Here is a 24,105-nt window from a genome sequence, read left to right on the forward strand (position 1 = left end):
TATGAAAGATGTTGTAAATTTAATAAGTATTAATAACAAGGTGTTTGATATATATATATATATATATATATATATATATATAATGGAATTTCATTAGTCTATTAATTTCCTTTAATGTGATCCGTAAAAGTATTTAAAACTCTTTCAAATGAAAGGGTTTTTTATTTTATTTTAGAATGAAAAAAATTGACCCCTTTCCTAATTTAATCTATGTATTTACTAATCTAAATAAATTTATTTAATTTAGTAAAGGAAACAATATGAACGTAATAAATGAACAAAAAGCGAAATTAGTAGACTTAATAGATGAATTAAGTTTGTCAACTAAAGAATTTAAAATGAATTTAGAAAATAATAAAGAAGTATTAAAAACAATATCAGGTAAAGAAGCATTATTAAAGTTAATTGATAAACAAGTTAATAACAAGAATGAAAATAGGTTACATTCTGGTTTTTCTATTTTTGATTATTATGCAAATGGTTTAATTAATGGAAATTTATATGTTATTGCTGGCAAGAGTGGAACAGGAAAAACCACTTTTATAATCAATATGATAAATAACATTATTCAGACTTTGAAAGATAATGAAACTATTTTATTTATTTCATTAGAAACATCAGCACATCAAATAATTAAAAAGTTTTTTAATATCTTTTTAAACTCTATTAATTTCAATAACTTTGAAAGTCTTTCAACTAATGAACTTGGAGAAGTATTAAAAGATAATACTCGTTTATTTAATCAATTTAATAAATTGACTATTATTGACGATTTTAATTTTAAATGCTCAGAGATACAAGACATTATCAAAGACATAGAACAAAAACAAAATAAGAAGGTAAAAGGTGTCTTTATTGACCATATTCAAATTATGAAGCATTCTTATCAGTCTTTAGGTAAAAGGGAAGAAATTAACAGAATTATGTCTGATTTAAAGGGATATGCTAAAGAGTTAGATTTACCTATTGTAGCACTTAGTCAATTAACAAGAGAAACAAAAACGGACATAATCGAAAAAGATAAATTCGATATAAGAAAACCAAAACTATCTCAATTAAAGGAAAGTAGTGCGATAGAAGAATGCGCAGATGTTATAGCTCTTTTATATCTTGCTAATGCTTTAAATCCTTTTTATGATATTTTACATATCTCACTCGATAAAAATAGAGAAGGACAAAGAGAAACTCAAAAGCTAGAATTCTATAAATCTTCTTCGGTTATTAAACCATTAATCTAAGGAGTTAGATAATGAGAATAACAAACATACCAAAAGAAGAACCACCAAAATTCACAGAAGAGAAATTAAAACAAATTCTCAAATATACAGACGGGGAATTTAATCCCGTTTATGATGCTTTTAAATCTAACGCACTTTATGAAATTCAAAGCGGAGCAAAAGGTGTCTCTAAGTCTTTTGGTGGTGGAATAATTACTATTTACAGAATTGTAAATGATATTCGTTTTAATTCCGTATGGTGTCGTAATCAATATAACCACATTAAAAACACACTCGTCCCAATGTTTAAAAAGATATTAGACTTTTTAGCAGAAGAACATAATTTGGATTATCGTGAGTATGTTGCAATTAATAACGAAGCTTTATACTGAAATTATGACGACGGGGGACAAGGTAGGGCCGTTTTATTTCAAAACTTTGAAAAAACCCAAGCGTTCCAGGGTTTAACCTTGACCAAAAATGATTTTAGATTTGGAGAGGTTGTGATAGATGAACCAATAGAGGACCCGGTTGATTCTAAGCTTTCTGCTTATGATTTAGAAAGGTTATACGAAACCCAAGAAGAAAAGCTTCCGCTCCTTTTAATGAATACCATTTTCCGTAATGCTGCTCCTGAAGACTTTCAATTGAAAATAAAATTCTTTTATAACATATTCACGCAAAATCATTTTTTAATCAAAAGATATCATAATGAAGCTATAAAGTTTTTACACGATGACGGAACACTTGATAAAAATGTTATCGAGCAAATTGTAGAAAAAAAATACCTACAAAAAGAAAACCAAGATTTTGAAGATGGTCTGGGGTTAATTGTTTCTATGTATTCCAAATTCTTTGTCCCTGAAAGTCAAATAAGCACAATTCAAAAAAGACAACTAGACAATTTAAAAAAAACAAATGAGAGACTTTGAACTATAACGGTCGCAGGTGTTCCATTTAATGATAACCGTTTTAAAGTTGGATACTATCTTAAGAATTACATTTATGAACAAGACGGAACACTTAGCAAAAAAATTCAAATTAATACACTTAACGAGTTTTATGAGCGTGTAGAAAATGGAGAACTTCTTTTAGTAGTTGACGGGTTTGACCCTGGTCTTTCGGATAATGCCGCTTGGTGTCGTGTTGCTATTTTAAAAGACGGTAGCATTTGAATTTTAAATGCTATAGAAGACCTTAAAAAACTTCCTGCATTTGCTTCGAATACTAAATTCATAAGAAGATTAACCAACACCGTTTTAATTGAGTTAATACAGGCAGAAAATAACGAAGTTAAAAAACATTTACCAAGTAACCAAATAAATGAATTTGCTTCATTACTTACGGCGGATAATGATGTTGTTTTAGAAAACTTAGCAATTACCGCAACAAATTTAGAAAACATTATAGTAAGACAAGCAAACAGAAGAAGAACCAAAACCGAAAAGTTTTCAATCATTGACCGCCAGGACTTCCATAAGTGGAGTTTCGACGAAGGTATTATTCACATAATACCCCAAGCAGAAGTAAAAACATTATTAAATCATTTAACTTTACAAATTATTCCAAACCACGAAGAAAAAAGAGACGAGAAACTTAACCCGAATATTTACGATTTAATTAATGCGTACGAAATGGCCTTAAGTTTAATTTATAAAGTTGCTTTAGGTATAGCAGCAGAAAAAAGAGAGGTAGAAAATGGCTTTATCTAATCAAGAGATATTCGAAAGAGGTATAAAGTTAAAAAATCAAATACTTAATAAAAAGGGTGTTTATGCTAATGGTGAATATATCATTCCAGATTCTAGGACACACTTTGAAGAGCAAGGGGCTAATATTCAAATGATTTCACTTGCGACAGACTTACCAGAAATAAAAGGAACTGGAGATGTCGAAAGTTTTAAAAATTTCCTTTTTGAAAACAACTTTTTAGAAATTATTCAAAAACTAGAATACGAACTTTATAAAAAGGGTGTTTATGCTTTAGGTTTTTCAGAAACTCAAGGAATTAAATTAGGGGAGATTTTAGAATACCGGAAGACACTTAGTGGAAAACTTCTTTATTTAAAAGTGAAAACTAACACAATTAAATCACATAATAGAACTTACGATGTAATAGAAGAATGAGATATGGAAAATAATCTAGGTTATGTCCGTGAATATGTTTATAACCCTTTAAATAACATAACACTCAAAGCATCAGATTTTTTTCAAAACTATAAGCAAACTATTTGGGACGGTTCTTTTATTCCTTACGTAGTTTTCAAAAATAGAGCAGACGAAAAAGCAGACATCCAAATAGCAGATAAATCACTTTTCCAAATGTTGGACGTTAAACTTAAAGCGCTGATGTTAGACACTTTTTACTCTTCTCCAATTCCTGCAGTCGCATGAAACCAAGGGAACTTAGCAGATAAAGTCATTAACGCTCTTTTTTCACAGGACGGAGATAGAATTGTTAAGTTTTCAACTACTGAATTTATGTCGTTCCAAAAACCGTTAGAGATTATTCAAGTAGCAAGTGAAAGCGCTAGCATAATGGCCAATATCGACAATATTAAGCAATGGATTAAAACTTATTTAATGTTTAAAAAAGATACGGGAGATTTTGGGACTAAAAATATGCATACTGCAGAAGTTCAGCAATTTAATTCAGATTTTGAGGATTACATAGAAACAAAAGCAAATCTCCGCCAGGTGTATTATAAAAACTTTTTCCAAATGTTAGCAAGTCTTTTCCCTGGTGTTGTAATTGAAAGCGTTATAGTTGTAGGGTCAACTCAATGACTAGAACAAAAAGCAAAAAAAGCACTAGCAAATCAAAATGGTGTAATCATAAACCAAGGAAGCAAAGAGCAACCAGAAAAAGAGAGTTTAGAAAATGAATAGGACTTATTTATTTGAAACTGAAGAAACCAAAACCCTTTACATTTATAAAGCAATTACCAAAGATAATAACCCTTTAACATTTCAAAAAAATTCCGTCAATGTTGTAGCTTTGGAGTATGTTAAGCAAATAGATGCGTTAGTTTTATCAAAAGGTACGCAACCTATTTTGGATAGTAGTGAAGCACTTATAAAACTTTCAAGCGCTAAAACTTTTTCGCTTCAACTTAATGAACATTTAAATTTTGATTTAAATGACTTTTACTTTTTTAGTTTTGAAGCTCCGGGAAGCTTAGATAATAACGATTTAAATAATTTTTATTACATCCAAGAAAAAAATCAAATGCTTGAGCTATACCAAGAAGAGTTCGAAGAAATAAGCATAACACAATTAAAATTCTTAAAAGAGTTAAACGATGTGGATTTTATTTTTATCAAAAACCAAGAAGAGCTAGAAAGTTATAAAAGTGCTTTTCATTCTAGCGGTGAAAAAACTTTAAATCTTAATTTAAGAATGCCGACTTTATTAAATTCTATTAGCTTATATCAAAGTTCAAACGGAAGAACTGAGAGAATAAAAGCTACACACGTTCAAAGTGGAGAAGAAAGGGAAAAAGTTAAACCGTTTTTATTTCTTGTAAATCCTATTAATGTAAAAAATAATTCTTTTGAATATTATTTTTGAACATTAAGCAATTACAAAAATTTAAATGCGAGAAATTTATTTTTATTTAGAACAGGAATTTCTCGAATTAATATGCTAAACCTTTTAAATTTAGATAATGAAGCTTACGAAGTTGTAAAAAATTGTTGCTATGTTACTTATGTTTTAACGTCTCCAAATACTGAAAACTTTAACGACGATTTTAAAAGAACATACACAACAGATTCAAACCCTACAAATTACAACAATAACCAAATCCAAAAAATAATAAACAAATACGAAGCAGCAGGGAACTCCGGTGCGGTTGCTAATTTTAAAGCTATTATCTATTCTTTAAGTAATCATATAAAAAGCGATTTTAATTACGGTGGTGGAATGAAAAAAGGTTTTACCTTAACAGTTCCATTTTATATTCAATATTCTTTCGCTAGTCCTAGCCCTATTTTTACCCTTATGAGCGATCATTTTAATATCGCAAGTAATGGAGTAGCAGGAAAATTTAAACAAGAATTTTTAAATTTAAATAGTTTTGTCTATCAAGGTTCACAAATACAGCTCCCACTCGTTCCGAACGAATTTGAAGAATTTGATTTTTCTCAAAACCCTTTAGACTTTAACGAAAAGAGTTTAAATTTTAATTATCCAATTTGACTTTTTAGTACAGACGACAAAATAGCTAATTTTTTTAATTTCAAATTTCAAGATTGAGCAAGTGATGAAACGGTTGAGCGAACTTACGAGTTTTCCGGTCGTTCTACTACACCATATTCAGAAATTGAAGCTCGCTTTATTAGGGACGTAGGTATAAATTACAAGGTTATTGGTTCTACTGTTGTATCAACTAGAACAGAGACGCACGCACAACCAAAACCGCCTGGTTTTAATATAACAGCTTATGAGCACGTATTTCAACCAACCACAACAATACACGAAACAATTAAGGTGGTAGGTAGAAAAATAATTGACGGCGAAAAGTTTTTTCAAAATATAACTGATTTTATTTTTATAAATAAAAATGATTTAAATAATTCACTTAGTGGTCTAGTATCAGAAACTCCACTGGTTATTCAAACCGAAGCAGTCGAGAACTTAGACACCTTAGCCATTACGTCATTATATTTAGATATTTCGCAAATCTCAATAAATGAATTTGCTTTACCAAATATTGAACAATATAAAAAACGCCATAACTTAAATTTTAAATTTTGATAGAAAGGTTACGGGAACTGCTGCCCTTAAAGACGGACAATATGAAAATAATTGAAACAATTGCGCAAAAATTCAATCTAAGTCCTGAAGATGTTTTAAAGTCATTAGAATTATCACAGGACTATAAACAAATCGATTTGTTAAAAGCTTTGGGTATTTATTCAATGTTCGGAACTAAGGAAGAACACGAAGAATACATAAAAAGCAAGCTCAAAAATTACCACGAGCAATTAGCTAGCAGGGAAAACGAGAGCAAGGAAAAAGATAAAAAAATACAAGAGTTAGAATTGCAAAAATCTCAAACATTAGATAAGTTAAATAATGTAGTAGAAAAAGAAATTCAAAAACTCAATTTTTACGGAAATGTAAAAGCTCAAGACTTAGATTTTGAAGCATTAGATTTCCAAAATTTAAAAGGTTCTATTCTTAACCAAGCAAAACAAAATAATTGAACAATTAAAGAAGTAGAAGAACCAAAACAACAAGAAACAACCCAAAGAGACACCAAGGTGTTTAGCTACGGGATTGTTACAAAAAATTAAAGGAGTAATCAAATGGCCGAATTAACTTTAAAAAAAGCTGTAGGGGATGCGTTAACAATCGCAGCAGCAAATAAAACTGGTGGGGAGATGTTAAAACTTGAAGAGATTGTAAGGGCGCACCTTATTTCTGTTGCTGCAGATAAATCTCTTTTTAACGAATTAACAAAAGGAACCACCACACTGGAAGCATCACCATATGCTATCACAGTTTCAAAATTACAAGGTAGCAAGTGAACAGAAAAAACCGGAGTAGGTGCTGGAACCGCTGATAAGTTTAGAATTTCGAAACCACTTACAATTAATTTTAATAAACCTATTTATTCACATGAAGCAATTACAGCATTTGAGCAAAGTCTTGGAATGCCTGAGGTATTAACACCTAAATTAACTAAAATGCTTCAAGAGTTTCAAAGAATGTACGAGAGAACAAGTTTTAACAACTTAGAAAATAAAATAATTGCAGATAATAAACAAGTTAATTTCAATACTTCAACAAAAACAGCAAAAGAAATTTACGAGAAAATTGTAGAAGAAGCAACAAAATTAACCGAGACAATTGACTTAGAGCAAGGGATTGACTTAATCGATAGAGAGCAAATTGTTGTCTTTGTTAAGCCTGCAGTATTCGATAAAATCGCTACTATGGGACTAGTTGGTGATAGAGTAACAGAAACATTAGCAGGGGGACAGTACTCAATCGTGCAGCTTGGGGGTTATAAAGTATTTTCAAATCCTTTCCTTTCACAGTTTGACATCGTTATTTCTGTTAACTTTTTAGCAGCAGGAGCAGAGAGAGTAATTGCTGCAAACGTCGAAAGAATTGCGCCAAGCAATGATATGTCTGTTTATTTCGAAGGTGCTTTCGCTACTGGTATTCTTTGAGATAACTTAAGTGTTGGAATTGCTAATGGAACCAAAACAAAACAAAAAGAAAACGAAATAGTTCAACCAAAACCGGAAGCAGAAAGAATTAAAACTTCTATTTAATGTTATTAGTTGAAGCTAATCCGCTTCTCTATCCCATTCAGAAACTAGATACAGCGAAAGAAAGTAGCCCATTTTGGAACTTTTTAAAAAGAGCTGTATCTTTTATTATCGACATAGTGGTAGAGATTGCGGCAGATAGTATAGCCATTTTAACCGCTACCGGTGCGGCAGGTCGTTTCCTTATTAAAGGAGCTGCTCACTTTGTTAAGAACATTGCTACAAGCTTAATTCAAAACGGTGAAATTAATTGAAAAACCGTTTTAATGAGCACAGCAATGGACGCGCTTCTTTTTGCTCGTTTTAATATTTCGAAATTAGCTAAAAAAGGAACGGGAGTAGCGTCAAAGATAGCAAGCAAAATAATGAAAGGAATAGAGAAAGGGAAGCAAGTCAAAAAACTTTATAACTTTTTAAAAAAGGGGTTAGTCGACAAAGTGGAAGACATAGCAAAAGAATTAGCAGGAAAGAGCTTTATCAAAAATTCTCGTTTTCTTTCTTTTGTATTTAATAAAAAGCTCGTCGATAATTCTTTTAAATATGGGAAGCTTGCTTTCGAAGCAATTAAAAACCCTTTATCTTTAATTGCAAAAGGTCAAGCGTTTTTAATGAGAAAAGCAAAAGAGAAAGCTCAAAGGACATTCCAAAAAGCGCAGTACGCTTATTTCAATAAGTTAATTAATTTACAAATTAAAAAAGGTAAATTAAATCAACAAACGAAAAAATATTGATTAAGAGCAATGCGCCAAGAAAATAAGGGACAGCTCTATTTTAATTCAAAATGGTTATCAGGGGTAAGGGTCTATAATGAAGAATATTGAGACCAAACCGGTGGAGATATTTCTTTTATGCTTTATTTTAAAACTGACGCAACAGGTGGAAGAACTATACCAGGTAAAAAGCGTCCTTTAATTCCTGGTAAAAGACCGCTAGAATTAAGACTTCCACTGCAGACCTTTTTAAACTTTATTAAAGCACAAAGTCCGGGGAGATTTTACCTTGATAACATCGCTTGGGGTTGAATAAAGGGTAAGGGTGTTAGAAACTTAAAAGACGGGTTATTTTATAAGGATTTAGAAAGTTTAACACTTTCAAAAGATTTCGAGCGTTTCCGTTTAGAGTATGAAGATTTTAACGAGCAGGAACTAGCAGAAGAATTATTTTTAAATAATAAATATACGAAAAAACATAGAACCAATAAAGATCAATTCAATCTCGCAGTCTTTAAGACAGATAGCAATCATTACGTTGTAAAACCTGTCTACGGGACAAACAATTTTAAAAACTCCCTTTTTACAAGTAAGAGAGTTAAGAAATTAAAACCAAAAAACTAAAGGAGCAAATAAATGACTTACGAACAAATAAGCAAAGTGCTAGGGGTAAGCTTAACGGATTACAATAGACAAAACAATAGTTTAATTGGAAATTTTAAAGTTTCGAACCTTTTAGCTAAATTAACTGGTTCAATAGATGAAGAGCTTAATTTTAAAAAAATGGTTCAAAACATTTTCGAAACTTGCGACGCTTTAATTAATCAAAAAGCTAGCGTCATTTTCGAACGTTTAGAATTTCATAAAGATAATATAACTGATTTAGTAGGTGCTAAACGTTTAGATTTATTAAAGAACTGTATTTATAACGAAATAGCTTTTCGTATTTCTACAAATCAATATCCAGAGACTATCAATAGCGTTAACCTTTTAAGTAGTAGCGTTAACGTTTATGGGGATGTAAGAAGTTTCGGATTTGCTGACTCATTTTTAAACCCAGTAGCGCAAAGAATATTAATTAATTGTAATTTTGAAAATATAGAAGCGGAAATAAATGACTATCTAAATAATATAAGTGTAGTAGGTAAAGAAGAATTTACGCAAAAGATTTCCGAACTTTCTACCTATATCAATTCATTAAATGAAGAGCGTAAGCAATCAATTTTAAAACTGCACGCTCTTTTACAACACGAGCGGAATTTATGAACTGATGCAATTAAGCAAAATACTTTTGATTTAAATCGTCGGCTTGTAATGGTTGAATTACCACTAATGAACATTCAAAACGTTTTAAATAACCAAAAAGAAACAACCGAAAACATAAAAAGCGATTTAGAAAGCGCAAAAAGCACCCTTTTAAGCGTCGAAACTAAACAAAGGGAACAAATCACCCAGGGACTGGAAAACGTTAAAAATGACCTATTAGAAAAGCAAACAGCAATAAACACAGCACAAGAGACATCAAACCAAGCAAAAGAGAAAGCTCTAGAAGTTGCGACGAATTTAGGGAAAACGGATAAAAGGGTTTTAGCACTTGAAAACTCATTACAAGAAAAAGCAGAATACCAAGACATACAAGACATTAATACCAATTTGGCAGAAATTCAAGCAAGAATGAACCAACTTGAAAACAGAGAACCATCACCAGGGGGAGTACCCCAAGAAAACCCGCAAATTCAAAACAACACAAATGAAATACAAAGAGTGGCAACCAACCTTGGAAAAACCAACAAAAGAGTTTTGGAAATTGAAAATTTAAATCTTACAACAACCCTTGACACAATTAAAGAAGACCTTAATTTGCTTTCAGGTCTTGTAATGAAATTCATCAATAAAGGACTTATACCTGCTCCAACAAAATTTAAAGAAATTACGAACTTTTCAAATGAGACTTATACTGAAATCAACACCAAACACCCAAGACCTTATAATTGAACAGAATTTGGACTTAAAAAGGATAGATAATGGAAACAGTTTACTCACTTTTAGCAAATGGCGGGGTTGGTTCATTAATTGTTGTTTTGTTTTTTACTATTAAATGAATAATAAATAAAAAAGGAGGTAAGACAATCAAAACAGAGACAAATCAAGGAAATATCACAATCACAAACCAAAGCAAGCAAGACGATGTAAATGCGTTAATTATCAAAATGCTCGAAAACCAAGAAGAGAAATTGGACAATATGAACAAGGAGATAAATAAAAATATCGAAGACACTAAAAAACTTTCTAAAGCGTTTTCGATTTATGTCCGTCATAATGGAGCAAAACCAGAAATTAAGCAAGTAATTAGCTCATTACTAGATCAAGAAAATAAGGAGCAGTAAAATGGGATTTATTAACTTTTTGAAAAAAGCATTCGAAAAACTTAAATGAGTTTTTGCTCAAACAGTTAAAGGGACTTTAAAATGCTTTTTAAATATTCAATTAAACCAAGAGCAATACGATTTATTAAAACAAGTTTTCGAAAAGCATAAAAAGATTTTCGAACCTGTTCAATTACCAGAACCTAAACAAAAAAGTTTAGAAAATGAAGAAACTAACTTAGAAGTTTAAAACATTCATAAGTTAAAAATATGTATTTAAAAAAGAACCGCCATTATGGTGGTTCTTTAAATTTTAGAATTTTTGGTATTGACTAACTAAGAAGTATAAGTATTTACCTTTGTAGAAATTGTATGAAAAATCTAATTATATTAACATCTGCAAAAATGAAGATTTAATGATTTCTAATCTTAAAAAGAAGAAAAGACGTAATAAAAAACAAAAAACGTGTTTTATAAATTAGTGTTTTTGGTAGTTATTTAATAACTACCAAAAATATTGTACCACATTAATATTCGATATTATAAATATTTCACTTATAAGCTCTCGTATTTTCAACTGGTACCATTAATCAGGCAATTGCTTTATGTTTTTTTGCGCTACTTGTTAAATGTGCTTTATCTTCTTCCTTAAAGCTGTATCAAGTAGGTTTAACCTGAATAAAAATTTTTTTGCTTGTCTCTTTGTCTATTGCTATTAAATCAGCTTTATAAACTGTATCAATAAAAGCATTTGTCTCATATACTTTATAACCTTCATTTTTTAAAAAGTTAAGTGCTCTTTTTTCTCTTATGTAGTTTCAAAATCCAAACTCTAGAATTATTTTTTCCATTTCTCGCAATTTACTCTCATCTAATTTATTTGCTTTTAAATATTCCAAAGCTTCTTTTTTCCAATCTTCATAAACATAACTTCGAAATTGATAATAATTTTTAAAATCTTTATCTCATAAAATTTTCTTAATGTCTATTTTTCAATATGTAAGTCCTGGGAGTTTCATTTTTCTTCTTCCTTTGCTCAAGTTGATTTAAATAAAAGCTCCATTTTTTGAATTCCAATTACGTCAATTAATTCCTCGTATTTCCTTTTTTGTGTTATTGATTGAAATAACGCTGTTTTTGCTAGGTCTTTTCATTGGGTGGAATATTTGTACCCCTTACCCTTTTTCGTGCGTAAAAACCCCGTTTCTATTTCTTTAAAGTAGGTAATCAATAAAAGTGTTATGCTTTTGCTTTGTATTCTGTTCATTCTGGGGTCATTTCTGTGATTTTTATTTGGACAGGGAATTTTCAAAAATTATTATTAAGCGCCATTCCTTGGTACCTAGCATAGAGCAAAGGGTGATCCTTAACTCTATAAGGTTTTCATTTTTTTATTATTTGTATTACTTGTAGGTCATAGCTTGTATTGGATTTTCATTTTTGGTCTTTTAAAAAACAAATAAAAGAACAATAAGGGACAAGATAATTATCAAAGTTTTTTATATCTACAAGAAACCCGAATTCTTTAAAGTTTTCATCACTTTGAAACATTTTAAACCTGTGCTCTCTAGAATAGCACATTCATATCAAATCTTTTTCTTGGTCTTGGTTATTCATTTTTTAAATCCTTTTCAAATTGTAAGATTATGTCTTTGATTAATTGCTTTGGTATGTTGCTTCTTTCTTTACGTGAAAAAGTGTTAAGGTTCTTTCCTTTTTCTTTGTTTTTCTCTCACTTTAAAGATAATTCGCAATTAGATAAAAAGATAGTGGGTTTATTAGAAAAATCACTATCGTAATTGCTGTACATTGTTTTATTACTAAAATGCTTATTTTTAAAATTAAAGAAATCTAAAACTTTTCAAATGTTGCTCCCGTAAGGGTTTTCAATTGCAAAGTATTTAGGTTTATAATGCTTTATTATTTCGATAGTAGAAAGAGCAGTAGCAAAACCATTTAAAAATAATTTTGCTTTTGCTACGGGGTCTCTTCTTTTGTTTTTGCTTGTTGCTTCATTATGCTTCTCGTAAAAGTTAAAGGTCTTAAATTGAAAACTTGCTTTATCGTTTTCTATGTTAATGCTATCTACGAATATGGTATTCGTGTCCGCTTTGCTTCAACTGTTACACGGTGGGGATGCTAGAATGATGTCCGGTTTAGGCAATTTATTTAATTGATTAAAAAGGTCATTATTTAAAATGGATAAATTTATTTGGTGGTAATTGCTTTCACTTTTCTTATTTATTCCAATGCTATAAACTTCATAGTCATTCTTTAAACTTTCATAATAGCATCTATTAGCATCGTCAAAAAGTCCCCAAATAACTAACTTACTCATTTGGTACTCCTTGCTCTCTTAAATACACTTTATTAGAATTTAAATGAGTTATCTCTTTAACCATTTTTCACGCAAAGACTGTCTGCATTTTGTTTTTATCTCATCTAAAAGGGATAAGCATATACCTTGCGATAATATCAGAGTATGGAAGGTCTGTGGTAGTCTCTACCAAAAAACCTTCTTTTTCTTCTCCGTCTCAGAACTTGACTTTTATCGCTTCAAAAATAAAATCCAAAAAGTCTTTTTCATTTATTAAATTTTTGTTTTCTTTTAGTCTTCTCATTGTATGTCCTTTCCGTCCAAATAACACCCGTGCATTAAATAAATTTTTTTAACGTTCTTTTTTGTGAGTCAGGTTTTTCGAGTTTCTGAGTTAGATGATAATAAAACTCAAATTCTTTTCCTTGCATCTAGTTCTCACTCCGGAACTAATCGACCTTCTACAATAGTCCCGTCAAATGATTCAATTTTTAAAAAGTCGTGAGCGAAAGCTATTAAGTTATATTTAATTCCCTTTTTAAAATTAAGGCATTCAGTAAGGTGCTTAGCTACGGGTCTAGTTTCTTTCATTTTTTAGTCCCATTTCTTTCCTGAGTTTCCAAGTTGAGCCTATTTTTTAGGCTTATTTTTTATACATATATCAAAGATATATGACCTAAAGAAAAAAATGTTTTTTTACTTACATTACACACATAAAATGATATAATAAGAGCATGAGTTACAGTTTATGCAAGAAAAAACAAAATGGAAAATATTATTTAGTTTTAGCTATTTCTAAAGGTTTTAAAAAAGGTTATGGAAATCAGGTTGGTCTAGGATACTGAGAAGATATCAAAGAAAAGTATGGATTATCTTCAATTGAAGATATGAAAGAAATAGCAAAAAAAGTAGATACATCTTTAGATAAAGCTATTGCAAAAGAAGAATTTTTTAAATTATTAAAACCCACTTCTGTAAAAACAAGTATCCAAAATATTGGAGTTGATTTAATTTATAAAGTTATTAAAGAATTAGATTTATTTTCAGTATTGCCAAAAAGTAAACATAAATCGTTAGAAGAGGTTTTGGAATTTTTCATAGCAACTAGAATTATCCTTCCAAGAAGCTATATGTCACAATATAAAAATAAAAGCGATTTTATAAATGATATTAATGTTAAAAAATCATCAATATATAACTATCTTGATGTTATTTTTGAAAATAAGAACTCTGTTTTAGTCAATTTATTTCAAAAAATAAATGAATTTACAAATCGCAATAATAAAGTTATTCACTTCGATAACACAACAGTTTATTTTGAAAGCTTTACAAGAGAAGGGATGAGAAAAAACGGTTTTTCAAAAGACGGAAAACACAATGAAGATCAAGTAGTCATAGCAATGGCTGTAGACGAAAACGGAATACCAATACACTATAAAGTTTTCCCAGGTAACACGGCTGATGGTAAAACAATGTTATCCTTCGTTTTAGAACTTCAATCAATCTATAAAATAAAGGATATTACAATAGTTGCAGATCGTGGAATAAATAACAACGCAAACTTACGTTTCCTAGAACAAAAAGGAATTAAATATATATTCCAAAAAAGATTAGATACATTAAGTATTGGGATGAAAAAATTCATTCTTGAAGACAAACATTATGTTTTTAGAGATGAAATGTTTTGAAAAGAACAAATTGTTGAATCTGTTTGAAATAAAAATAGATTTAATGGTAAATACAGAAAATGATGTGTGTTTTTCAGTCCTGGGAAAAAGACTTTAGATAAATTAAAAAGAAATAATTTTATTGATAAATTGAATAAGAAAACTGTAAATGGAGAACTGCCACTTAGTTCTTTAGTTCCAGAATATAAAAAGAAATATATGGACATTGATGGCAAAACAGTGGGTAAATTAAATTGAGAGAAAATTAAGAAAAAAGAATCTGAAGATGGTTTTTACATTATTGAAACCAATATTCTAGATTTAACACCAGAAAAAGCTAATGAAATTTACAGAAAACAATGAAAAGTAGAAGAAAATTTCAGAACATTAAAATCTTCTTTACAAGTTAGACCTGTTTTTGTTCATAATGAACAGCATATACTTGCACATCTTTTATTATGTTTCATTGCTCTTGTTGTTTTAAAATACTGTCTTTATAAATTAAAGAAATATTATGAAATCAATGGAGAAATACAAAAAGTGACGTTAGATTTATTTGTGGATTCATTAAGAATGATGACTATAACAAAAAAAGAAGTAAATGGAAAAGTGGTACAAGAAATAATTAATGATTTGGATGAAAACCACAAAGAAAATATAAAAATTTATAAAGATTTCATCGCATGTATGAGTTAATTCTATGTGTGTAATTTTAAATGTAAAAAAACGAATACACCTTATTTATAGCTGTATTCGTTTTTTATAGTGTCTCAACTTGGAAACTCAGGAAAGCTATTAAGTTATATTTAATTCCCTTTTTAAAATTAAGGCATTCAGTAAGGTGCTTAGCTACGGGTCTAGTTTCTTTCATTTTTTAGTCCCATTTCTTTTATTCTTTTTAAATGTCTTTCTCTCATGAATAAACGTTTTTCGAATTCTTCGGTTTCTCTTTCTTTTGCTAATGTGTAAGCTCTAAAGAAAGCAAACGCGACCCCCACCGCTAAAATAGCTACAAGGATGCAGCTTACAAAAATAGGCATAACGATATTAAACATTTTTAGCTCCTTTAATAAATTGATTTAATTGTTTTAATTTATCAAGCATTACAGTCTCTTTATCTTCTGGGTTGTATGCTTCTAAAATAATTGAAATGTATTCGGTAAGTTCTTTTATTTCGTTTTTAAGTTTTTTATTTTCTTCCTTTGTTTCAATAAGTTGAGTTTTTACTTTTGTGTAATTAGTAGAAATTTTTTTAAGTTGGTCATAATTACCCTGTGCTCTTTTTTCGAGTTTCATATGCTCTCTTTTTAATTTCTTAAGTTCTTTATTTGCTTCTGCTTCTCTAAGGTGTTTAAATGCTCCGGTATTTGCTACATTTAAAAGGGAAAGCATGTAGTCTCTATCTGTATTAACGTAAGTATTACGAAGCACCCCGAGACTTTTGTGACCTGTTACTAGTGCAATGTCTTCTAAACTTGTCCCATTTGTAAAAAGAGCAGTAACCCCCCGCAGTTCTATAGTCGTGAGATTTTAAACTTACCCCGTCTAATTCTTGTGCTCATTCTCTTTTTAAATATGAGCTAAATCTGGTGAGTTGTTTTTGAATGGTTTCTTTTACAAAAGGAACAAAAGTTTTTCATTTGTCTTCTCATTCGCTTGGTATTCTAAAAACTCTATAATTCCCGTTTTTGTTTGCTTGGTTAATTTGTGTAGTCTCTCCGTTTTTGGTTTCTCATTTATCTACGTCGTTAATAACTTTTATAGCTTCCGAAATACGGCAAACATTCTCACGCATAAAAGCAAGAAAGAAACAAAATTTTTGGTCTCTTGAATTTTTAGCAATGTCGTAAATTAAATTCATTTGGTGATCTGTTAATGCTGTTTTTATTTCTTTTTCTACTTTTATGTTTGTTAGTTTAGAAACTTGTAAATTTGTTTTTTCTAAATCTTCTACAAACCGGAGAAATTGCTTTACCACTCTATAAGATAAAGCAGCATAATTATTTTTACGCTCCTTTTTAATTTGAATTAAAAGGGTGCTTAACTTTTGAATGTCTAAGGTATCTATCTTATTTAAAATACTTTTATAAGATTGCTGAGTACCTGGGTTTTTAATTGTGTTTAAATATTCTTGTTTTAATTGTTCTAATGAGTGTCTCATTTGTAGCCTTTCGCCACCAGAACCCTAATACGTAAATTTTTTTATTTGGTTAATAATTGTTTTTATGTTATCATTATTAAGCCGTTGGATACGCGTGGGGTGTCCGGCGGTCTTTTTTTTATATCTTTTTGTATTGATTAAATAATGAATAAAAAGCGAGTTAGTTTTGAACTAACCCGCTAAGTTTGGAACTATACATAAGTTTAATAAATAAAACTTTATTTCGATAAATGAAATTCAATTAATAAAAACTAATATTTTTGTATTTGGTTTAATAAAGTTTTATTTTATTGCTTTAATAGCAATTTAATTTTTTAAAAATATGTATTTAGTCGCTTGAACTTGCGGGGGTTATTCAATCGATACGATAAAATGATAGCACAAATTTTCCAAAAAGCAAAATTATTTTTTTAAATCCTGGAATTTTTGCACTGGTCAAAGGTAAGCAAAAGGGGACATATTACCTCCCCTTGCTCTTTTCTTTTTCTTTTGTTGGTTTTTCTTTTTCTTTTCTTTCATATGGTAGAACTCGCAGGGTGGGAATATATATACCCCTAAAGGGTATAATATATATTCCCTTACCCTTATGCGAGAGTTCTATTACCATTTATAAATTAAATAAATGTATAAATTTTTATATTTTTGTATTATCATTTAATTAGATAAGTAAATACATTTTTAAAATTTACAAACAAACAAAGCAAAGGAGTGAAATAGTTCAGACACTCCAGTACTCTATCACTATGCTCCTAGTTTGCTTACGACAAAACTAGTTCGCTTCGTTCTTTCGCACTTACGCGTCTTCCTATATCTTTGCTTTGTTTGTTTGTCTATATTTGAAAAGGGTTTTATATATTTTTACTTAATACGTTAATGGTTTTAATAGTATTAAAGTGTCCAATATATATATATATAAATAACAATTGTATATTAATTATTATGAAATTATGAAAAAAACTTTTTTAAAAATTGCATCAATTTCAGGTTTGAGATTAATTCCTGTGGCATTTGTTGCTTCTTGTTAAAATTCTAAACAAAAAGAAATAAAGTGGGCACCAAAAGTGGACAGAAGGTTAATTAGAAATAATAACACCTTAATGCTGTTGGGGTGTTTTCAATCTAATTTCCTGCGTTTCCCAGTTGTAATAAAAAACGAATAGGCATTATTTGTAGGTGTATTCGTTTTTTATTACAACTGGGAAACGCAAGTTTTTTATTTTATCATTTTTAAAAAAAGGGTATAAAAAAATGAGCTTAAGCTCAACTCTGGTGCCCAAGACAGGATTTGAACCTGCACGGATTGCTCCACTAGATCCTTAGTCTAGCGTGTCTGCCAATTTCACCACTCGGGCAATTTAGGTAAAAATATTATAACACCATTTTTAGAAAATCCAAAAATATTTTTTTGTAAAAAATCACATTAGCAAATTAATGTTTATTTTTTGTGCGTTTAAAATCATACATTAATTTGCTTAAAATAAGAAGTGAAAAAATTATAAATCTTCCAAAAGTGATTATTTTGCAAAAATATGCAATGAAAAATAAGAGTTTTTTAAATAAAATAAAAAATGCTATAATAATATTTAAATATGAATAAAGAAAGAAAAGAACCTATTATTATTTTTACTGGTCCTTCAGGAGTTGGTAAGGGTACAGTAGAGCGTTTACTGTTTGAATTCGATGAGTTAAACTTATCGCTTTCTTGTTCTGCGACAACAAGAAAACCTAGAGATGGTGAGTTAAATGGAATTCATTATTACTTCATTGATAAAGATGTCTTTAGAGACAAAATTAAGTCACGCAAATTTTTAGAATTTTCTTATCATTTAGGTAATTATTACGGAACTCTTTATTCAGAACTTGACAAAATTCACAAAAAAAATAAAGTACCAATGCTTGAAATTGAAACACATGGTGCAAGACAAGTTATTCAAAAATTAGGACAAGATCACCCTGATAAATATAATTTAATTACAATCTTTTTGGCGCCTCCTTCAATTGAAGAATTAAGAAGCAGAATTATTGGTAGAGGTACTGAAAATAAAGAAAACTTGAAAATTCGTTTAGCCAAAGCTGAAGAAGAAATTTCAGAATCTAACATTTTTAAATACATTATTGTTAATGATATTCCTGAAAATGCTGCTAATAAAATTAGAGAAATTCTTCATAAGGAGCTTGGAATAAATGATTAAATTTGCCAAAATTTCAATAACCGGAAAAAGAGCAAAAAATGATGATAGAATAGGTGTTTTCAAAAGTGAAAATGCCTTTTTACTTTTATTATGCGATGGTATTGGAGGTGAAAAACACGGAAATGTAGCAGCTGAAACTGCAGTTGAACATTTTGGAAGCTACTTTGAAACTGACTTTAGAATTAACTCAGTTTTAGATATAAACATATGAATTTCAAATGCTATTGAAAGTCTTAAAGAAAAATTTAAGCAAATGGCTAAAGATAATTTTGAATATATGAAAATGGGCACAACACTCACTGGTGCTATTATTATGCCTACGATTAAGCGTATTACCATTTTTAACGTTGGTGATAGTCGTGCTTACATTCTTTTTGATAATAATGTTCTTAAACAAATTACAAACGATCAAAATTATGCTAATTTACTAATTGAACTTGGAACTAAACCTGAAGATGCATTTTTAAATTCAAATAGTATGCATTTAACCAGTTGTATTGGCCCAAATATGAAAACCACTCTTGATATTATTGAACTCAATAGCAACAATTATCAAAAAATTTCTAAGCTGCTTTTATCAAGCGATGGAATTCACGGTGTTTTAGATAATGAGCAAATTAAAAATATTCTTATTGCTAAAAAAACACCTAAAGAAAACGTTTCGCAGTTGATTAATGAAGCGAAAAACAATAATTCTAACGATAACATAAGTTGCATTGTTGCTGATTTTGGAGTAAATAATGAACAAAACTAAAATTGCATTAATTCCAAATTCAAAAGTATTTAAAAAATACAAAATCATTCGTATTTTAGGCAATGGCGGAATGGGGACTGTTTTTTTAGTAAGCAAGCTTGAAAATGAAAAAGAACTTTTTGCCCTTAAATATAGACATTTAGATCATAATCAAGATAACCAAAAGCGTTTTAGTGAAGAAATTAACATCATCAAGCAAGTTAAATCAAAACACATCCCTTATTATGTTGAAGATTATCAAGATGAATACGAGCAATATTACATAATGGAATACGTTAAGGGAAAAACTTTATATGACATTATCCATGAAAATGGATATCTCACTTCTAGACTTGCAGTTAATTATATTCGACAAATTTTAGAAGGAATTGGTGAGCTTCATGCTCTTGGAATCATTCACCGCGATATTAAAAGCCATAACATTTTGGTTAATGATGAACAAAAAATTAAGATCATTGACTTAGGAATTTCACTTACAAACAATTCACAAAGAATTACTAAAGCAAATTCAATTGTATGTAGCTCATATTATGCAGCTCCTGAATATTTAGATAAAAGCAAACCTATTAACAAAACAGTTGATATTTATTCAATTGGAATTATTCTTTATGAAACCCTTGCTGGCAAATATCCTTTTGAAGGCAAAAGTGAATCTGATACTATTTTGATGCATAAAAACGATAAGTTTCCAAATATTTTAGAAGTGCGTCAGCAAAGGGAAGTTCCGCAATCAGTAGTCAATATTATGTTAAAAGCTACCGCAAAAGATCCAAGTAAAAGGTATCAAAGTGCATGAGAGATGCAAATAGATTTAAAAACTTGCCTTTCTTCAAAAAGAATGCTCGAAAAACCAATTAACGCAAAAACAACAAAACCAAAAAAAACTTGAGTAGACATTGTTAATTCAAAAGCTTTTTTAATTAGTGCTATAGCTGTTATTATTGTTTTAATCATCCTATCTTTTGTAGTGTTAGCGCTTTATAATTAAGCTCAATTAAGGAGAAAAATGAAAGGAAAAATATTTTCAATTGTAGCAGGACAATATTTAATTAATGACGAAAATAACAACTTAATTACACTCCCTGCTGCTGGTAAATTAAGACATATGCAAGTTGTACCACTTGTTGGTGATAATGTAGAATTTGAAAATGGAATGCTTCAAGAAGTTTATCCACGTGAAAATGAATTTGTTAGACCTAAAGTAGCTAATATTGATCAAATGATAGTATGCATGTCAATTAAAGAACCGAATTTTCAACCCTATTTAATTGATAAATATTTAGCAATTATTGAAGGTAAAAACATTAAGCCAATTTTATTTTTTACTAAATCTGATTTAGATGAACTTGAAAGTCATAAATGATTTACATATTACAAAAGCATGAATTATGATGTGTATTTAATTAACAATAATAACGACGAAGTTAAAAACCTAAAAGGGCTTTTTAAAGATAAATACTCAGTATTTATGGGGCAATCAGGAGTTGGAAAAACAACAACTTTAAATAATTTAAGCAATAGCAATTACCAAACTCAAACCATTTCTAAAGCCTTAGGAAGAGGAAAACATACTACAAGGGTAGTTCAAATCATTCCTTTTAATGAAGGATATTTAGTTGATACTCCTGGTTTTAGCTCTTTAAATTTAGATATGGATGCTTTTGCACTTAGCCGTAGCTTTGATCTTTTTAAAAAATATGCACCTATGTGTAAATATAGATCATGCTTGCACATAAATGAAAAATTAAAAGATTGTGCAATTAAACAAAAAGTAGAAGAGAGTATAATTACTATATTAAGATATGAAAATTATCTTAAGATGCAAAATGAATTGAAAGAGAAGGTAAAATAATGGCAAAATATGTTACCCCAAGCTTATTAAATGTCGAACCTGAAAATCGTCTAAAAATGGCTAATACACTTGTTAATGAAGGAATTAGATGAATTCACTATGATATTATGGATGGTGAATTTGTGCCAAATACAGCCATCAAAATCAAAGAAATAGAAAATATTAATCAACACGGGCTTGCTCACATCAAAGATGCTCACTTAATGGTTGTTGAGCCTTATGAATATTTTGAAAGTGTTAAGAATCACGTTGATATAGTAACATTTCACTATGAAGCAATTGAGGATGATTTAGAAAGATTCGAAGAATTTTTAAACGAAAATCAACACGAATTCAAAATTGGACTTGCAATTAAACCTAATACCCCAGTAGAAGCTATTAAATCTTTTTTATCTAAATTAACACTTGTTTTAGTTATGTCAGTAGAACCAGGTAAAGGTGGGCAAAAATTCATCGAAACTTCAATTGACAAAATTAAAAACTTAAGAGAAGAAAGAAACAAACATGGATACGAATTTTTAATCCAAGTTGATGGTGGAATCAATGATACCACTGGCCCACTTTGCTTTGCAGCAGGTGCTGACGCTTGTGTAGCTGGAACGTTTTTAGTGAAAAATCCTACTAAAGCTACAATTGATTCTATTTTAGGTAAATTTGCAAAATAAAAGAAAAATCCGAGCTATTTAAGCTTCGGATTTTCAATTATCTATTGTTCGATTTCAAGAGTTAATTCAAAGTTTCCGATAAGGGCTTCTTGACCATTTTCTTTTGAATATAATCTGTATTGAATAACGCTTTTATTTTCGCTTCTAAAATATTCTTCTAAAAAAGTAAAGAATTCAAATTCACCTTTTTGTCCATCTGGTGTTTGAAGTACAAATCAATTTGGTTTTTCTTTTTGATATTCAAGAAAAACAGTTGTAGGTCCTGCGAAAATCGAAACAGAATCACTTTCAAGTTCAATTACATTACGGATTGAGTTAGATGGCTCGACAAAATCATAAACAGTTCTTTCTCCATCTGTAGCAATTTCCACTTTAGATTTAAATTCAATAAATTGAGGTTCTAATTCATTAGGACCTTGTCTTTTTGAGCGAAATTTAATTGTCATATTGCTTTAACCTTTCTGCAACTACTTTATCACCAAAAAGATAAATTGCTTTTGCAAGTTCAGGACCATGTTCAGCATTTGTAGCCATCAATCTAATTGGCATAAATAAGTTTTTTCCTTTTGCACCTGTTTTTTCTTGTGTTAAGTTAATCATTGCTTGTATTTTTTCAACTTCAAATTCATTATTAGTAATTAATTCTTCAAGAAGAACTTTAAAAGTCATAATTACATTTAAGTCTTTTTCTTCGAATTGAACTTTAGCAACAACAGGATTTAAATATTGATTTAAATGAGATCTAATTTCACTATAAGTTACAGCACTTTGTTTAAAAGTATCAATAAATAAGTTTAATCACTCTGAATCTAAATTTAACTCTTCCACTTTTAAATTGCTTGCAATAATGCTGTTATTTTGGTTTTTCATGTATTGTTTTGAGAATCAATTCATTTTGCCGATATCAAATTTAGATGGCGATTTGCTTAATCTTTCAGGATCGAATTTATTGATTAAAGTTTTGTGATCCATAACTTCTTGTGCATCACTAGATGTTCACCCTAAAAGAGCTAAGAAGTTAAAAATAGCTTCAGGAACATAACCTTCATTTTTGTAATCTTCAATAAATTGTTTTAATGTTAAATCACGTTTTGAAAGCTTTTTACCTTCCATATTAGTAATGATTGTTAAGTGTCCAAATTGTGGAGCTTCTCAATTTAAAGCTTTGTAAATAGCTAATTGTTTTGGTGTATTTCCGATATGCTCTTCACCACGGAGTACGTGTGAAATTTCCATGTCATGATCATCTACAACAACAGCAAAGTTATATGTTGGATATCCATCAGATTTGTAAATAACTCAATCACCTAAATCACTTGAGTTAAATGAAATTTCACCTCTAACAATATCATCTCATTTATAAATTTCATTATCAGGCATTGAAAATCTAATTGAGTATTCACCATTAGCATCTCTTCTTTGTTTTTCTTCTTCACTAATTTTTAATCAGTTTCTATCATATCTAAAACTTGGAATACCTTTAGCATCACTTTCGCTTTTTTTAGCTTCAAGTTCTTCTGAATTATCATAAGCTTTGTAAGCAAAACCTTTTTGGATTAATTCATTAGCAATTTTTCTATAAATATCCAATTTTTCACTTTGACGATAATTTCCGTGTTTTGGATTTGGTTTATAAGGAGATTCATCAGGAACAATCCCTAATCAAGCTAAGTTGTTTAATTGACTCTCTTCCCCTTTTTCCACATTTCTTTTAACATCTGTATCTTCTAATCTAAAAATGAAATCACCACCAAAATGTTTAGCAAAAAGATAACAAAAAAGTGCGGTTCTAGCTCCTCCGATGTGTAAATAACCAGTTGGACTAGGTGCGTAGCGTGTTCTTATTTTCTTCATAAAAAACCTCTTTTTTCATATTTCCATAAAAAGTAATAATATTATAATGTTTTTTAATTTTGAAT

At 29.5% G+C, this 24,105-nt stretch carries 26 protein-coding genes and 1 tRNA gene; 16 read left to right on the plus strand and 11 right to left on the minus strand.

Features of this window, described 5'->3' with window-relative positions:
* The first annotated feature begins 260 nt into the window (after window positions 1–260).
* From EXC51_RS00775 to EXC51_RS00820, 10 genes are read left to right on the plus strand one after another with little or no spacing between them, the layout of a single operon-like run.
* Window positions 261–1,238: a gas vesicle protein GvpD gene (locus EXC51_RS00775; protein WP_129620078.1), complete on the plus strand. Its 978-nt coding sequence runs from the start codon at window positions 261–263 to the stop codon at window positions 1,236–1,238.
* An 11-nt stretch (window positions 1,239–1,249) separates the two neighbouring features.
* A complete protein-coding gene (locus EXC51_RS00780; RefSeq protein ID WP_129620079.1) occupies window positions 1,250–2,929 on the plus strand; it encodes a hypothetical protein in 1,680 nt (559 codons plus the stop codon).
* Window positions 2,916–4,106 carry a hypothetical protein gene (locus tag EXC51_RS00785; RefSeq protein ID WP_129620080.1) on the plus strand — a complete coding sequence of 397 codons (1,191 nt, stop codon included), beginning with the start codon at window positions 2,916–2,918 and terminating at the stop codon, window positions 4,104–4,106. Before EXC51_RS00780 ends, EXC51_RS00785 begins: the two co-directional genes overlap by 14 nt.
* Entirely contained in the window at window positions 4,099–5,979 is a 1,881-nt protein-coding gene (locus EXC51_RS00790) for a hypothetical protein (RefSeq protein ID WP_129620081.1), read from the plus strand. Before EXC51_RS00785 ends, EXC51_RS00790 begins: the two co-directional genes overlap by 8 nt.
* A 38-nt stretch (window positions 5,980–6,017) precedes the next feature.
* Window positions 6,018–6,518: a hypothetical protein gene (locus EXC51_RS00795; RefSeq protein WP_129620082.1), complete on the plus strand. Its 501-nt coding sequence runs from the start codon at window positions 6,018–6,020 to the stop codon at window positions 6,516–6,518.
* A gap of 12 nt (window positions 6,519–6,530) precedes the next feature.
* A complete protein-coding gene (locus tag EXC51_RS00800; RefSeq protein ID WP_129620083.1) occupies window positions 6,531–7,505 on the plus strand; it encodes a hypothetical protein in 975 nt (324 codons plus the stop codon).
* Window positions 7,505–8,836: a hypothetical protein gene (locus EXC51_RS00805; protein WP_129620084.1), complete on the plus strand. Its 1,332-nt coding sequence runs from the start codon at window positions 7,505–7,507 to the stop codon at window positions 8,834–8,836. Before EXC51_RS00800 ends, EXC51_RS00805 begins: the two co-directional genes overlap by 1 nt.
* A 12-nt stretch (window positions 8,837–8,848) precedes the next feature.
* The gene (locus tag EXC51_RS00810; protein WP_129620085.1) at window positions 8,849–10,237 is read left to right on the plus strand and encodes a hypothetical protein; all 1,389 of its coding nucleotides are present in this window, start codon (window positions 8,849–8,851) and stop codon (window positions 10,235–10,237) included.
* Window positions 10,237–10,599, plus strand: coding sequence for a hypothetical protein (locus EXC51_RS00815; RefSeq protein WP_129620086.1), 363 nt, complete (start codon window positions 10,237–10,239; stop codon window positions 10,597–10,599). The genes EXC51_RS00810 and EXC51_RS00815 overlap by 1 nt, the downstream gene beginning before the upstream one ends.
* 1 nt (window position 10,600) lies before the next feature.
* Window positions 10,601–10,828, plus strand: a complete 228-nt coding sequence (locus EXC51_RS00820; protein WP_129620087.1) for a hypothetical protein — start codon at window positions 10,601–10,603, stop codon at window positions 10,826–10,828.
* 277 nt (window positions 10,829–11,105) lie between these two features.
* Here the strand turns inward: EXC51_RS00820 and EXC51_RS00825 are convergent, their stop codons facing one another.
* From EXC51_RS00825 to EXC51_RS00845, 5 genes are all read right to left on the minus strand, one after another.
* Window positions 11,106–11,597, minus strand: coding sequence for a hypothetical protein (locus EXC51_RS00825; protein ID WP_129620088.1), 492 nt, complete (start codon window positions 11,595–11,597; stop codon window positions 11,106–11,108).
* A 220-nt stretch (window positions 11,598–11,817) separates the two neighbouring features.
* Window positions 11,818–12,195: a hypothetical protein gene (locus EXC51_RS00830; protein ID WP_129620089.1), complete on the minus strand. Its 378-nt coding sequence runs from the start codon at window positions 12,193–12,195 to the stop codon at window positions 11,818–11,820.
* On the minus strand, window positions 12,188–12,916 hold the full coding sequence (locus EXC51_RS00835) for a class I SAM-dependent methyltransferase (protein WP_129620090.1): 729 nt from the start codon (window positions 12,914–12,916) through the stop codon (window positions 12,188–12,190). Before EXC51_RS00835 ends, EXC51_RS00830 begins: the two co-directional genes overlap by 8 nt.
* Window positions 12,909–13,199, minus strand: a complete 291-nt coding sequence (locus EXC51_RS00840; RefSeq protein WP_129620091.1) for a hypothetical protein — start codon at window positions 13,197–13,199, stop codon at window positions 12,909–12,911. Before EXC51_RS00840 ends, EXC51_RS00835 begins: the two co-directional genes overlap by 8 nt.
* Window positions 13,187–13,486, minus strand: coding sequence for a hypothetical protein (locus EXC51_RS00845; protein WP_129620092.1), 300 nt, complete (start codon window positions 13,484–13,486; stop codon window positions 13,187–13,189). Before EXC51_RS00845 ends, EXC51_RS00840 begins: the two co-directional genes overlap by 13 nt.
* Window positions 13,487–13,629: 143 nt before the next feature.
* Between EXC51_RS00845 and EXC51_RS00850 the strand changes: the two genes are divergently transcribed.
* Window positions 13,630–15,258, plus strand: coding sequence for an IS1634 family transposase (locus EXC51_RS00850; RefSeq protein ID WP_129619975.1), 1,629 nt, complete (start codon window positions 13,630–13,632; stop codon window positions 15,256–15,258).
* A gap of 161 nt (window positions 15,259–15,419) precedes the next feature.
* Here the strand turns inward: EXC51_RS00850 and EXC51_RS00855 are convergent, their stop codons facing one another.
* The 4 genes from EXC51_RS00855 to EXC51_RS00870 form a co-directional block, all read right to left on the minus strand.
* A complete protein-coding gene (locus tag EXC51_RS00855) occupies window positions 15,420–15,617 on the minus strand; it encodes a hypothetical protein (RefSeq protein ID WP_129620093.1) in 198 nt (65 codons plus the stop codon).
* Entirely contained in the window at window positions 15,610–15,954 is a 345-nt protein-coding gene (locus EXC51_RS00860; RefSeq protein WP_129620094.1) for a coiled-coil domain-containing protein, read from the minus strand. Before EXC51_RS00860 ends, EXC51_RS00855 begins: the two co-directional genes overlap by 8 nt.
* A 28-nt stretch (window positions 15,955–15,982) precedes the next feature.
* Window positions 15,983–16,723, minus strand: coding sequence for a hypothetical protein (locus tag EXC51_RS00865; RefSeq protein WP_129620095.1), 741 nt, complete (start codon window positions 16,721–16,723; stop codon window positions 15,983–15,985).
* A gap of 1,267 nt (window positions 16,724–17,990) precedes the next feature.
* Window positions 17,991–18,075 (minus strand) — tRNA-Leu (locus EXC51_RS00870).
* Window positions 18,076–18,312: 237 nt separating this feature from the next.
* Between EXC51_RS00870 and gmk the strand changes: the two genes are divergently transcribed.
* From gmk to EXC51_RS00895, 5 genes are read left to right on the plus strand one after another with little or no spacing between them, the layout of a single operon-like run.
* On the plus strand, window positions 18,313–18,915 hold the full coding sequence (gene gmk / locus EXC51_RS00875) for a guanylate kinase (protein WP_129620096.1): 603 nt from the start codon (window positions 18,313–18,315) through the stop codon (window positions 18,913–18,915).
* Window positions 18,908–19,669 carry a PP2C family protein-serine/threonine phosphatase gene (locus EXC51_RS00880; RefSeq protein WP_129620097.1) on the plus strand — a complete coding sequence of 254 codons (762 nt, stop codon included), beginning with the start codon at window positions 18,908–18,910 and terminating at the stop codon, window positions 19,667–19,669. Before gmk ends, EXC51_RS00880 begins: the two co-directional genes overlap by 8 nt.
* Entirely contained in the window at window positions 19,656–20,657 is a 1,002-nt protein-coding gene (locus tag EXC51_RS00885) for a serine/threonine-protein kinase (RefSeq protein ID WP_129620098.1), read from the plus strand. Before EXC51_RS00880 ends, EXC51_RS00885 begins: the two co-directional genes overlap by 14 nt.
* 18 nt (window positions 20,658–20,675) lie before the next feature.
* Window positions 20,676–21,521 (plus strand): ribosome small subunit-dependent GTPase A, encoded by an 846-nt coding sequence (gene rsgA / locus EXC51_RS00890; protein WP_129620099.1) that lies wholly within the window; start codon window positions 20,676–20,678, stop codon window positions 21,519–21,521.
* Entirely contained in the window at window positions 21,521–22,186 is a 666-nt protein-coding gene (locus EXC51_RS00895) for a ribulose-phosphate 3-epimerase (protein ID WP_129620100.1), read from the plus strand. Before rsgA ends, EXC51_RS00895 begins: the two co-directional genes overlap by 1 nt.
* A 41-nt stretch (window positions 22,187–22,227) precedes the next feature.
* Here EXC51_RS00895 and EXC51_RS00900 read toward each other — a convergent pair whose 3' ends face one another.
* Entirely contained in the window at window positions 22,228–22,632 is a 405-nt protein-coding gene (locus EXC51_RS00900) for a hypothetical protein (RefSeq protein ID WP_129620101.1), read from the minus strand.
* On the minus strand, window positions 22,622–24,040 hold the full coding sequence (gltX, locus tag EXC51_RS00905; RefSeq protein ID WP_129620102.1) for a glutamate--tRNA ligase: 1,419 nt from the start codon (window positions 24,038–24,040) through the stop codon (window positions 22,622–22,624). The genes EXC51_RS00900 and gltX overlap by 11 nt, the downstream gene beginning before the upstream one ends.
* Window positions 24,041–24,105 lie beyond the last annotated feature (65 nt).

Origin of the sequence: Mycoplasmopsis gallinacea, assembly GCF_900660495.1 — a bacterium.
Lineage (GTDB): Bacteria > Bacillota_I > Bacilli_A > Mycoplasmatales > Metamycoplasmataceae > Mycoplasmopsis > Mycoplasmopsis gallinacea.